13 protein-coding genes and 1 tRNA gene are annotated in these 11,670 nt (G+C 69.2%); 7 read left to right on the top strand and 7 right to left on the bottom strand.

The window, feature by feature from the left end:
• Positions 1 to 42 precede the first annotated feature (42 nt).
• From ACFXJ8_RS05790 to ACFXJ8_RS05775, 4 genes are all read left to right on the top strand, one after another.
• Complete coding sequence (locus ACFXJ8_RS05790; RefSeq protein ID WP_379642656.1) at positions 43 to 1,023, top strand: SGNH/GDSL hydrolase family protein; 981 nt, start codon at positions 43 to 45, stop codon at positions 1,021 to 1,023.
• A 32-nt stretch (positions 1,024 to 1,055) separates the two neighbouring features.
• Entirely contained in the window at positions 1,056 to 2,390 is a 1,335-nt protein-coding gene (locus ACFXJ8_RS05785; protein ID WP_379642655.1) for a PQQ-binding-like beta-propeller repeat protein, read from the top strand.
• Between the two features lie 216 nt (positions 2,391 to 2,606).
• On the top strand, positions 2,607 to 3,854 hold the full coding sequence (locus ACFXJ8_RS05780) for an acetyl-CoA C-acetyltransferase (protein ID WP_379642654.1): 1,248 nt from the start codon (positions 2,607 to 2,609) through the stop codon (positions 3,852 to 3,854).
• A 602-nt stretch (positions 3,855 to 4,456) separates the two neighbouring features.
• Positions 4,457 to 4,873 (top strand): Clp protease N-terminal domain-containing protein, encoded by a 417-nt coding sequence (locus ACFXJ8_RS05775; RefSeq protein WP_379642653.1) that lies wholly within the window; start codon positions 4,457 to 4,459, stop codon positions 4,871 to 4,873.
• A 47-nt stretch (positions 4,874 to 4,920) separates the two neighbouring features.
• Here the strand turns inward: ACFXJ8_RS05775 and ACFXJ8_RS05770 are convergent, their stop codons facing one another.
• Complete coding sequence (locus tag ACFXJ8_RS05770) at positions 4,921 to 5,787, bottom strand: GNAT family N-acetyltransferase (RefSeq protein WP_379642652.1); 867 nt, start codon at positions 5,785 to 5,787, stop codon at positions 4,921 to 4,923.
• Between the two features lie 247 nt (positions 5,788 to 6,034).
• Between ACFXJ8_RS05770 and ACFXJ8_RS05765 the strand changes: the two genes are divergently transcribed.
• Positions 6,035 to 6,877 (top strand): aminoglycoside adenylyltransferase domain-containing protein, encoded by an 843-nt coding sequence (locus ACFXJ8_RS05765; RefSeq protein ID WP_379642651.1) that lies wholly within the window; start codon positions 6,035 to 6,037, stop codon positions 6,875 to 6,877.
• Positions 6,878 to 7,050: 173 nt separating this feature from the next.
• Here the strand turns inward: ACFXJ8_RS05765 and ACFXJ8_RS05760 are convergent, their stop codons facing one another.
• The 3 genes from ACFXJ8_RS05760 to ACFXJ8_RS05750 all read right to left on the bottom strand — a co-directional run bounded on the left by ACFXJ8_RS05760 (position 7,051) and on the right by ACFXJ8_RS05750 (position 8,702).
• Positions 7,051 to 7,461 carry a PPOX class F420-dependent oxidoreductase gene (locus tag ACFXJ8_RS05760; protein ID WP_379642650.1) on the bottom strand — a complete coding sequence of 137 codons (411 nt, stop codon included), beginning with the start codon at positions 7,459 to 7,461 and terminating at the stop codon, positions 7,051 to 7,053.
• Between the two features lie 60 nt (positions 7,462 to 7,521).
• Positions 7,522 to 7,755: a DUF4287 domain-containing protein gene (locus ACFXJ8_RS05755; RefSeq protein ID WP_379642649.1), complete on the bottom strand. Its 234-nt coding sequence runs from the start codon at positions 7,753 to 7,755 to the stop codon at positions 7,522 to 7,524.
• Positions 7,756 to 7,913: 158 nt separating this feature from the next.
• Positions 7,914 to 8,702 carry a Bax inhibitor-1/YccA family protein gene (locus ACFXJ8_RS05750; protein ID WP_379642648.1) on the bottom strand — a complete coding sequence of 263 codons (789 nt, stop codon included), beginning with the start codon at positions 8,700 to 8,702 and terminating at the stop codon, positions 7,914 to 7,916.
• A 121-nt stretch (positions 8,703 to 8,823) separates the two neighbouring features.
• Here ACFXJ8_RS05750 and ACFXJ8_RS05745 point away from each other — a divergent pair, with 121 nt between their 5' ends.
• Positions 8,824 to 9,639, top strand: a complete 816-nt coding sequence (locus ACFXJ8_RS05745) for a phosphotransferase family protein (RefSeq protein WP_379642647.1) — start codon at positions 8,824 to 8,826, stop codon at positions 9,637 to 9,639.
• The gene (locus ACFXJ8_RS05740; protein ID WP_379642646.1) at positions 9,623 to 10,294 is read left to right on the top strand and encodes a class I SAM-dependent methyltransferase; all 672 of its coding nucleotides are present in this window, start codon (positions 9,623 to 9,625) and stop codon (positions 10,292 to 10,294) included. The genes ACFXJ8_RS05745 and ACFXJ8_RS05740 overlap by 17 nt, the downstream gene beginning before the upstream one ends.
• Positions 10,295 to 10,476: 182 nt before the next feature.
• Here the strand turns inward: ACFXJ8_RS05740 and ACFXJ8_RS05735 are convergent.
• The 3 genes from ACFXJ8_RS05735 to ACFXJ8_RS05725 all read right to left on the bottom strand — a co-directional run bounded on the left by ACFXJ8_RS05735 (position 10,477) and on the right by ACFXJ8_RS05725 (position 11,623).
• A tRNA-Leu gene (locus ACFXJ8_RS05735) sits at positions 10,477 to 10,549 on the bottom strand.
• Between the two features lie 49 nt (positions 10,550 to 10,598).
• Entirely contained in the window at positions 10,599 to 11,114 is a 516-nt protein-coding gene (locus ACFXJ8_RS05730) for a peptide deformylase (RefSeq protein WP_379642645.1), read from the bottom strand.
• Positions 11,111 to 11,623 carry a glycine cleavage system protein R gene (locus ACFXJ8_RS05725; protein ID WP_379642644.1) on the bottom strand — a complete coding sequence of 171 codons (513 nt, stop codon included), beginning with the start codon at positions 11,621 to 11,623 and terminating at the stop codon, positions 11,111 to 11,113. The genes ACFXJ8_RS05730 and ACFXJ8_RS05725 overlap by 4 nt, the downstream gene beginning before the upstream one ends.
• Positions 11,624 to 11,670 lie beyond the last annotated feature (47 nt).

Below are 11,670 nucleotides of genomic sequence, written 5' to 3'. Positions count from 1 at the left end.
GGACAACGCTACCGTCGCGACAGGTCGAGAGGGGCCGCTGAGGTGATCTGGACTCCCGGGGTGGCGCGCACCGCGCGCAGGATCGCGGCGGCGGCGGCGCTCGGCGGCGGCGGGCTGACCGCGCTGGGCGCGACGGCGTACGGCCTGCTGTTCGCCGAGAGCCTGGTCGCCAGGAAGGTGATCGGCCAGCCTCACGGATTGGAGGGCCCCGCCTCCGACGGCGTCTACGGCGACTTCCCCGGCACGCCCATACGGCTGGCGATGCTCGGCGACTCGACCTCCGTCGGGCTGGGCATGAGCGATCCCAAGCAGACCCCCGGCGTACGGCTGGCCCACGGCCTGGCGGCCGTCGCCGAGCGGCCCGTCTCGCTGACCGTCGTGGGCCAGTCGGGCGCCCCGTCGGCCGAGCTGGGCGACCAGGTCGACCGGGCGCTACGGGTCCGGCCCGACGTGGCGGTCATCTTCGTCGGCGCCAACGACGTGACCACGCAGACGGCGCCCGCGACAGCCGTACGACATCTGGGCAAGGCGGTGCGGCGGCTGCGGGAGGCGGGCGCGGAGGTCGTGGTGGGCACCTGCCCGGACCTGGGCACGGTGCGGCCCATCGGGCAGCCGCTGCGGTGGGTGACGCGGCGGTGGAGCCGCCAGCTGGCCGCCGCGCAGACGGTGGCGGTGGTGGAGGCGGGCGGAAGGACGGTGGCGTTCGCCGACATCCTGGGGCCGGAATTCGCTACAAACCCGACAGAAATGTTCGGACCCGATCGTTTCCATCCATCTGACCGAGGCTACGCACAGGCCGCTTACGCGGTGCTACCTTCTGTATGCGCTGCGTTGGGGTTGTGGCCTGAGCCACGGCCCGGGCGTGGTGAAGGACTGCAACCGATCTACCTTGCGGCGGCGACGGCCGCGGAGGAGTCAGGCACCTCGGTCACCGCGACCAGGGTCGCAGGCCGGGCGACGGGCACCCACGGGAGGTGGGTGACGCTCTTCCGCCGGCGACCCGAAGACACCCTCCCCGGCTGAGCCGTCAATCCTCGCCCCCATTTTGGAGTGGAATGACCGTGCTCCGGCTCCTCGCGAAACCGGCCCTCGCCTTGGCCGGAACCGTGGCACTGGCGGCCTGCTCCGGCAGCGACGCCTCCACGGCGCAGATCCCGACCTGGCACAACTCCGACGTCAACGTGGTCAGCCGCATGGTCACCGCCGCGGGCGTGGCCACCACCACCTCCATGAGGCCCGACGGCACACTCGAGACGGTCGCGCTCGACCTGGCCAGCGGCCGCAAGCTGTGGGCCCAGCCCGCCACGATGACGGGCAGGCTGCCCGGCATGGGCGTGCCGCCGCCCGCGATCGTCGACCGCGTGATCGTCTCGCTCGACCCCGGCAAGCAGGGCAAATGGAACGCCAACCTGGTGGCCCGCGACGCCCGCACCGGCAAGCAGAAGTGGACCAGGCCGGTCCACTCGACGTTCGGCCCGCAGCGCTGCGGCCCCTACGTGTGCATGTCCGAGCACACCGCGCTGTCGTCGGCCAGGGTGGTCGTGCTCGACCCCGCCTCGGGCAAGCTGATGTGGAAGCTGCCCGGCATCGCCGAGGTCGAGTGGTCCGACGCCAACAGAGTGCTGCTGCTTCGCCTGGCGGCCAACCCGATGATCGAGTCCTACGAGCTCAAGACCGGCAAGCTCAGGTGGCAGCAGCCGATCGAGCAGGCGCTCGGCAAGGGCATCGACCTGTCGGGCGGCTGGGCGTTCGGCGCGACGGGCGACAACCTCGTCGGCTACGTCGCGCCGTACACCCAGCCCCGCACGAAGAAGGTCTCGACGTTCGGGCTGTTCTCGCTCAAGATCGCTGACGGCACCATCAACTGGATGCGCCCCTCGGTCGTGCGCGTCTACCCCAGCGGCAGCCCCGGCCTGGCGCCGGTGGTGCGCCCCGTCGACCACCAGGGTCAGTACGGCGGGTTCGCCAGGCTCGACTCCGAGACCGGTCGCGTCATGGGGCAGATCACCGCCGCGCAGGTGCCGGGCTCGGGCTGGTGGCTGGCCTTCCCCGGGCAGATGGAACGGCTCGGCTTCCTCAAGCACAACAGCGGCGGCACCGCCTTCGACCTGGCCAGCGGCAAGCCGGTGCCGGTGAAGGAGCAGCACGGCTGGTCCTTCTGCGTCACCGACCCCAAGCCGCTGCCGCTGAAGGGGCAGGCGCCGGGCTTCTACTCGATCGCCTCGGTCTGCGAGTTCGACCTGTCGACCGGCAAGCGGGTGGCGGGGCAGAGCGCACCGCCGTTCTGGTTCACCGGCAGCCACGACGGCTGGCGGCTGTGGCGCGACGAGAAGGGCGGCATGCACGGCATCAAGGACGGCGCCGCCAGCGCGCCCGGCATGTACGGCTGAGCCGCGGGCCGGGCGGCCCCGCCGGTCACCCGGCCTTCTCGTCGGCCGCCCGGCCCCCGAGCCGGGTAGCTGAGTCGCCCGGCCCCGGGCCGGGTGCGCGCCCGGCCTTCCCTTTCCCGAAATAACATTCTGTTTTCCGGGCCCCAGGTCGTTGTATCCGGGCTACTGGGGGGTAACCTCGCGGTTGGAGTGCTGACACGAACCCAGGAGAGCCCCATGCCCGAGGCAGTCATCGTCGCCACCGCGCGCTCGCCGATCGGCCGAGCCTTCAAGGGGTCGTTGAAGGACATCCGTCCCGACGACCTGACCGTCCAGATGATCCAGGCCGCGCTCGCCAAGGTGCCGCAGCTCGACCCGAAGACGATCGACGACATCATGCTCGGCTGCGGCCTGCCGGGCGGCGAGCAGGGCTTCAACCTGGCCCGCGTGGTGTCGGTGATGATGGGCCTGGACACCGTCCCCGGCACCACGATCACCCGCTACTGCTCGTCGTCGCTGCAGACCACCCGGATGGCCTTCCACGCCATCAAGGCCGGTGAGGGCGACGTCTTCGTGTCGGCGGGCGTGGAGACCGTCTCCCGCTTCGTGAAGGGCAACTCCGACGCCGCCGCCTGGCCCGAGGACAGCTCGCTGCCCAAGCCGCGCTTCGAGAACCCCGTCTTCGACGGCGCCCGCGCCAGGACCGTCACCTTCGCGCAGGGCGGCCAGACCTGGCGTGACCCGCGCGAGGACGGCACCGTGCCCGACATCTACATCGCGATGGGCCAGACCGCCGAGAACCTCGCCCAGCTCAAGGGCATCTCCCGGACCGAGCAGGACGAGTTCGGCGTCCGCTCGCAGAACCTCGCGGAGAAGGCGCTGGCCGACGGCTTCTGGCAGAAGGACATCACGCCCGTCACCCTCCCCGACGGCACGGTCGTCAGCAAGGACGACGGCCCGCGCGCCGGCACCACCTACGAGGCCGTCTCGCAGCTCAAGCCGGTCTTCCGCCCCGACGGCACGGTCACGGCGGGCAACTGCTGCCCCCTGAACGACGGCGCCGCCGCAGTGATCGTCATGAGCGACACCAAGGCCGCGGAGCTGGGCATCACCCCGCTGGCCCGCATCGTCTCCACCGGTGTCACCGGCCTGTCCCCCGAGATCATGGGCCTCGGCCCGGTCGAGGCGTCCAAGCAGGCGCTCGCCCGCGCCGGGATGTCGATCTCCGACATCGACCTGGTCGAGATCAACGAGGCGTTCGCCGCCCAGGTGATCCCCTCCTACCAGGACCTCGGCATCGACCTCGACCGGCTGAACGTCAACGGCGGCGCGATCGCGATCGGCCACCCGTTCGGCATGACGGGCGCCCGCATCACCTCCACGCTGATCAACAGCCTCCAGCACCATGACAAGACGTTCGGCCTGGAGACCATGTGCGTGGGCGGCGGCCAGGGCATGGCGCTGGTACTCGAGCGCCTGTCCTGACCCATCCGGTACGGCACGCGCCGCTGAAGGGCATGGCCCCGCACAGCGGCGCGCTCCGCGCGTTCGAGTTCCGGACTGTTCTTCCCAGGGGCTTCCCAGCCCCTTCGACCCCGGCCCTGGCCGCCTGGACGGCATCACGGTCCTGGGACCGGGCCGGGTCTTGGCCGAACGCAGCACAAGGCCCCCACGCTCGCGACCATGCGGGCAACAGGTAGCTCGGCCCTCCGCGATCGCCAAGCCATACCCGCTGCTCGTTCCTGGTCACGGGTAAGCCCGAACACCGACAGATGCGGCCTACCGGCTCCCTCCCACGTCAGGATGGCCTCCTCGACCTTGTCCCACAGTCGGATGGGGCCGTGCTGACAGACCGTCCATCCGCCTGCGGGATCCGGCCGGGTGTCGGCGCGTGAACCGGTGGTGACGTCTACGAGAACCGTTCAGGAGTGTCGCGCCTGCGGAGCTCCCCGTTGGGCGACCCACGAGGCCGTCTCGTCCATCAGGATCAACGGGTCGCTTCTGCTGCGGCGAGCACCTCCCACTCCTGCCACGATCAACGCGGCGCCACCATACTGTTGTCAGTTGCTCGCCCGGACGGAGGCGTCATGCTGAGGAAGCGCAGGAAGACGGCCCTTCATCAACCCCTGGAGCACCTCCTGACGGCTCGTGCTCGGCGGGCACTGGACCTGGCCGAGCAGGAAGCACGGGCTCAGGGCCATGACCGTGTTACCGGCGATCACCTCCTGGTGGGCCTGGCCCGCCTGGACGAGGGCGTGGCCGTTATTACGCTCAACAGCCTCGGCGTCGACCTCAGCGGCACGCGCACCCGAGCCATCAGCGCAGGTCTCAGCCGCCTCACGGAGCTGGCCCGGCGTGAGGCGGCCGGGCTCGGGCACCGGTACGTGGGCACCGAGCATCTCCTGCTGGGCCTCCTCCATGAGGATGGAACAGAGGCTCTGAGCGTCGGCCTGCAACAGGCCCGCGATCAGGTCATCAAGGTCCTCCACGGCGACGCCCTCTGAACTCCCTCCAGACGATTCACCCGGCGCGGTGCATACCTTCTGGCTAGCTAGGCGTCCCGGTATCGGTCTCGCCTCTCGGGGAGTGGCTGGAAGCCAGCTGACTTGTAGGTGGCGACGGCGCCGACATTGGAGTTCTGGGCACAGACGATCGCGCTCGACGAGCCCAGCTCCTGGAGTGCGGCCGCCGCGGCGACGGTGACCGCCTTGCCATAGCCGCGACGGTGATGTTCCCGGTGCACGCCCATCGGCTCGAGCACCCCGGGCTTACCCGGACCGGCCGACCACACCATCACTGCCGCCACCGCGTTCCCCTGGTCGTCGTACGCGACCAGACACCGGGCGTCGGCGTACGGCAATCCGGCCGCCATCGCGTGCCAGCGCTCGTCCGTGAACGTCGACCCGTCGAACGATGCCCGCACTACGGCGGCCCACACATGCGCCTGCTCCGGCCCGACCACCTCGATCCGCACGCCCGGGTCCTGCACCGGCTCTGTGAGGTCGCGGCGCAGCGGCGTCCACGGCTCGTCGGCATCCCAGCCGACCTCGAACAGCAGATCTTGGACCAGTGCGCCCATCGGCGCCTCGACGTTCACTTTTCCCTCGGGCAGTACGCCGCGCTTCGGCTGGGTCACGTCCTCAACCAACTGTCGCGCCAGTTCCTCGTCCCGCTGAGCGTCTGGCGCGAACGCCAGCCGCAACAGCCCGGGACCGTCCAGCAGCCCGACGGCGAGAACCTCTCCGTCCCGGCTCCACGTCCGGACCGCCGCGGCCGTCGCCTTCGCACCGAACCGCCAGAACCAGCCCACATCCCCGGGATGCAGTTGCATCGGCGTCTCGTCGTACTGCCACTCCCGCAGTACGCTCACAACCTCGCTCAGCCCGTCGACTCCCGGCTCACCCAACGCAATCGCCATACTCCCGATCACACACCACCGCACCGGCAGTCCGCACCCGGTTTTTCGCCGGCCACAGATGGGCAGGACCCGCCACAAGAATCCCGGCAGTCAAGCCTGGCGCGGAAACCATCGCACCGGTCACCCCTCACCTCAGCCCAGCACGTCGTACTAACCCACCGGTACCCCGCCCGGGGCGAGACGGGCCAATGGCCCTTTCTCCCGTACTCGGTCCGGCATTGCATCGGTTGTGGGAGGCTTTCGCCCCATGCTTCCAGGGGATGTGGCACGTGCGGTTTCCCGTTACCTGTCCGCGGCTGACCGGCTGGTGCCGGGGCGAATCTGTGGGTTCTACCTCGTCGGTTCGACCGCACTGGACGCCTGGCGGGCAGGAAGCAGCGACATCGACTTCGTCGCCGTGGTGGATGGCGGCCTCGGCCATCGGGATATGCGCCGGTTGGCGCTCCTGCACAAGGTCGGGAACGTGCCGGCGGCCTGGCAGGCCCTCATTCGGGTACAGTCGGGCATTCCGGGCACGCTGAACGGAGTCTTCGTCGCGGCGAGTGATCTGGACAAGCCGGTCACCCACATCCGGCCGCTGGCTGAGCACAGCGGGTGGTCCTTCAGATCCGGGCGCGGGTTCGAGGTGAATCCGGTCGGATGGAAAGTGCTGCTGGAACGAGGGATCACGGTACGAGGACCGGCGCCGGACGACCTGGGCCTCGATCCGGAGCCCGGCAGACTACGCGAGTGGAATCTGCGGCAGTTGCACGGGCACTGGGCCGCGTATGCCGGCAAGGCGCTGTCGGCGAAGCCTCCGCGTAAGCCGCTGCTGCCGGCTCACCGCGTTGCAATGTCGTATGTGCTCGCCCCTCCCCGGCTGCACCACACGATCGTGACGGGTCAGGTGATCTCGAAGGAGGCGGCGGCCGAGTACGCGCTGGACACCTTCGGGGCGCGTTGGCACCCGCTGATCCGTCTGGCGCTGGCCCGCCGTCTCGGGGTGTCGGCGCCCGTTGGCATCGACACGTCCCTGACCGATCCACGCCGGCTGCCGCGCCTGGTGGGCGAGTTCATCCTCGACGTGATCGCGAGCGCGGACCAGCGGTGAGGGCGCCTCGAAATCATCCCGAGCGCGGACGAGCGGTGCGAGGACGTCTGATCGCCCCCGTGCCCGCCCATCATCAAGCGGTTGTGAGGCGGGCTCGGCGCGGGCTCGACCCCGAGCCCGCGCCAACAGGATTCGGTGCCGATGCCGGTCACAACCTGCCCGTGGCGAGATCCTCAGGCGTGACGGTCCGGCCCGGCCCGGTTGAGTGCGATCCTCAGCACCACGCGCCGCTCCCGTTCCATGGCCGCGCGGTAGTCGTCCCAGTCGCGGTGCTCGCCGGAAACCCCTCGGTAGTAGGCGATCAGGTGTTCCATGGCCTCGGGCAGGGAGATGATCTCGGCCGTGCCCTCGATCTGGATCCACTCGCCGAAGAAGGCGTCGGTGAACGCGCAGACGGCGACCCTGGGGTCCTTGCGCGCGTTACGCGTCTTGGCCGCGCCCTCACGGGTGCTGACGACCGCGTAGCCGTCCGCGTCGATGCCGACCAGCACGGGCGACATCTGGGGCCGCCCGTCGGCGTGGTGGGTGAGCAGGACGGCGTGGTGGTTGCGCGCCAGGTAGGCGCGAGCCTTGTCGAGATCCATCACTCAATGATGCGCGCCCGAGCCGAATCCACGGCACGGGCGCGACGGGCCTTGAGGGGTTTAGATGAACCCCATCCTGTTACGGCGGTGCCGCTCGTGCTCGAGGACGATCGCCGCGGCGTAGCCGTGAGTGATCCCGTGCTCCTCGGCGAGCCAGTGGGCCCGCTCATCGCATCTGAGGAAGGACGGGCCGTTGTCTATGGCTTGGAACCACTCTGGGAGTTCGCGTCCCGTTATGGCAGGGACCCTGGCGATCAGCTTCGTTTGCATCTCCGGTGAGTGGTTCAAGGACATGGGCACCTCCACGGATTAAGGTCCTTTGATTGACACTGCAACACCTCATCCCGAATGGCAACCCCTGAGCGGCCAGCGTTTTGTCACTCCCGGTAGATCACTCGTGGCGCAAAGAAAAGACCCCGCTGGTGGACCAGCGGGGTCTTTTGGGTCTGCGATCAGTCATCGCCCGAGAAGTAGCTGATGAACCTGAGCACCTCCAGGTAGATCCAGACCAGGCTCAGGGTGAGTCCGAAGGCGCACTGCCACGCGAACTTCTCCGGAGCGCCCGACTGGACCCCGCGCTCGATCTCGTCGAAGTCGAGCAGCAGGAAGAAGGTGCCGAGCAGGATCATCGCGGCGCTGAAGATCCAGCCGAGCGGGCTGTCGGTGCGCAGGCCGAGGCCGCCGTCGACGAAGAAGCCCGCGACGAGGTTGACCAGGATCAGCGCCAGCGCGCCGATCGCGGCGGCCACCACGAACTTGGTGAACTTCGGCGTGACCCTGACGATCCGCAGGGAGTAGACGGTCAGCACCGCCGCGAAGGCGAGCGCTGTGCCGATCACCGCCTGGAGCACGATGCCGTTGAAGAACGACTCGTACATGCGGCTCAGCGCACCCACGAAGACGCCGTAGAACAGGGCGTAGCCGAGGATGAGCGCCGGGTTGGTGCTCTGCTTGAACGACGCGATCAGGCCGAGGACCACACCGATGAGGGCCGAGACGACCGCGACGCCCATGCCCACCTCGAAGTACCACGAGGCGGCGCCGGCGACGACGAGCGTGCCGAGCGTCATGAAGCCGCGGACCACGACGTCGTCGATGGTCATCGTCCTGGTGGCCGGCGCGGTGGGTGGTGCGTAGGCCGGGTTGTCGTACATCCCCTGCAGCTGCTCGGGGCTCGGGGTCCACCCTTGCTGTGGGTGGGTGTATGGCGACCGGCTGAATACTGGGTTCTTACTCTCCATCGCTGCCTCCACGCTGCGACCAATGTGATCAGGGTATGGGACCGGCTGTCACATGGGCCAAGTCACGCCGGGATCTATGTACATTCGAGACTTCCGCAGCGATCCCAACGAACGAGGTGCCATGTCGGTTCCCGAGGTTGTCATCGAGCTCGCCGCCCTGCACGGGCTGGCGGTGAAGGACCCGGTGGTCCTGCACGACTCCTACAACCTCCGGATCCACCTGCGCCCGTACCCGGTCGTGGCCAGGGTCGCCACGGTCACCTCGCTGGGCAGGCCACGGCCCGGTGAGGCGCTGGCGCGCGAGCTGTCGGTCGCCTCCTTCCTCGCCGAGCGGGGCGCGGCCGTGGTACCGCCCACCGACCTCATGCCCCCTGGTCCGTTCAGTCACGCGGGCCTGGATGTCTCGTTCTGGCAGTTCGTGGAGCACGACCCGGCCAGGGTCTTCCAGCCGGGCGAGGTGGCCGCCGCGCTGGCCGAGCTGCACGAGGCGTTGCGCGACTACCCGGGCGAGCTGCCGTACCTCGGTCCGGCGCTGGAGGAGACCGCGCACCTGATCGAGACCGTGGACGTGCCCGACCGGTTCAGGGCCGCCTTCGCCGACGTCGGCGACCGGCTGCGGGGCCGGCCGGCCCAGGCCCTGCACGGCGACGCCCATCCAGGCAACCTGCTGGCAACCGCCGAGGGCCTGCTGTGGACGGACTTCGAGGAGACCTGCTCGGGTCCAGTCGACTGGGATCTGGCCTGCCTGGCGCGGACCAGCAGGCTCGACGGCGCCGAGGCCGTCCGTCTGTACGGCAGGCGCCCCGACCCCGCCTTCTCCGAGGCTCGCGAGCTGCAGGCGATCGCCTGGATGCTGACCAAGGCCAGGGCGTTCCCCGAGTTCGAGGAGAGCGCCAGGGCCTACCTGGGGAAGTGGCTCGATGAGCATCCCGCGTGACTACGACAGTGACCCGGACAGGTTCCGGCTGGGCGCGCGCGTCACCGCCGACCACCTGACCGGCCCGTCGCTGTATGCCCACCTGGCCGACCGCCTGAGGCACGTGCCCAGGGTGCTGGACATCGGCTGCGCCGACGGGGCGCTGCGGGCCGAGCTGCCCCAGGTCGTCGGCGTGGACGCCGCGTTCACGATGCTGCGCCACCACCCCGCGCCCCGCCTCATGGCCGACGCCACCGCACTCCCCTTCGCCGACGGCTCGTTCGGGGCGGCGGCCGCGGTGAACATGCTTTACCACCTGTCCGATCCGCCGGCCGCGCTCCGGGAAGCCCGCCGGGTCCTCGCCCCTGGCGGGATCTTCGTCGCGGTCACTCCGGCGAGGTCGGACTCGCCCGAGCTGGCCGGGGTGTGGCGGCCCGGACGTTCGCCGTTCGACGCCGAGGAGGCGCCCGAGCTGGTGTCGGCGGTGTTCGATCGGGTCGAGGTCGAGCGGTGGGACGCCCCGCTGATCACGCTCCCCGATCAGGAAGCTGTCCGAAATTACCTAATTGCCCGATTTGTCCCAATTATGGAAGCGGAGAACGCTTCACTTCGCGTTTCCACTCCCGTCACCTTGACCAAGCGAGGTGTCATGGTGTGGGGTTTCGTCCAACTTTAAACTGACCGGAAAAGGGGCGCCCGCATAAAGAGGCGACGGCCTTCAGCGGGAAACGCCCTCTCGGCCGACCCCACAGGGGACGCGGCCCCACGAACACGCAGCGTACAGGCCCCCTGACAGCAGGTCCGGACGTCAAGGAGAAACGCCAGGTCAGGGCCATAAAAAGGATATAAATTGAGCGGTGCCCCCGGCGGGATTCGAACCCGCACGTCAACCCTTTTAAGGGGTTTGCCTCTGCCATTGGGCCACGGGGGCGCCGCAATCATACGAAACGGACCATGCTCACGAGGAGCACAACTTTGTATCAGGCGTAACAAGAGTGAGATCTGTGGTGAAGTGCCCGCGCTCCGGACACTCTGTCCAGGAAGAGCACTCCGTCCAGATGATCCAGTTGGTGCTGGATGCACCGGGCCTCGAAGGCATCCGCCTCGATCGTGAGGGATTCGCCTGTTCTGGGCAGCTCGCCGTACACCGTGATTTTGGTCGCCCTGGGCACCTCGCCGAGCAGGCCCGGCACCGACGAGCAGCCCTCCCGGCCGGCGCGCCAGTCGGAGGCCTCGGCTAGACGCGGGTTGACCAGCGTCAACGCGCCCGCGCTCGACCTGCTGCGGGGATGCAGGCCCGCGTTCACGGCGATCAGCCGCCAGCCCAGCCCGATCTGCGGCGCGGACAGCCCGGAAGGCTTGCCGATCTCGCGCAGGGTCGTCAGCAGATCGGCGGCGGCCGAGACGACGAAGGGGTCGGTGGGGTCGACGACCTCGGCGGCCTTGGACAGCACCGGATGAGGAGCGCGAAGGACCTCGCGCGCAACCCCGTTCATAGCACGTCCGGTTCGACGGGACGGAAAGTGATCTCCGAGCCGAGACCCGCGCCGACGGCCGCCAGCCTGCGCATGAGATCGGCCACATCGACCGAGGCGGGCAGGTCGACGTCGGCGATGAGCACGTAGAGGCGCCCGCTCAGCCTGGTGCTCATCCCGGTGATGTTGCCGCCGACCGAGGCCAGCACGGCTGCGACAGCCGAGATGATCCCCGGTTTGTCGGGGCCGTGCAGGGTGAGCACGTAGCCGAGCCCGGTGCCGGGGGAGCTGAAGTGGCGGCGCGCGTCGACGGCGGTCGCGCTGATCACCACGTCGGGGACGCACACCTTCTCATGCAGCTGCTCAGCCGTCAGCTCGCCCGAGACGAGGAGCATCATCGCGACGTGCCCGCCGAGCAGCGTCATGGTCGAGTCCTGGATGTTGACGCCGCAGTCGGCGAGCGATCCGGTTACCTCGGCTATCACGCCTGGCCGGTCGACGCCGAGTACGGTCACCGCAGAGAGCCCCACTCCGGATCTCCCCCTTCTCATCGTGCGGGAAGGAGGGTTCCGAAGCG

Origin of the sequence: Nonomuraea sp. NPDC059194, from assembly GCF_042754765.1 — a bacterium.
Taxonomy (GTDB): Bacteria; Actinomycetota; Actinomycetes; order Streptosporangiales; family Streptosporangiaceae; genus Nonomuraea.
Note: the sequence above shows the minus strand (reverse complement) of the source record. Positions and strands in the feature narration are given on the sequence as shown.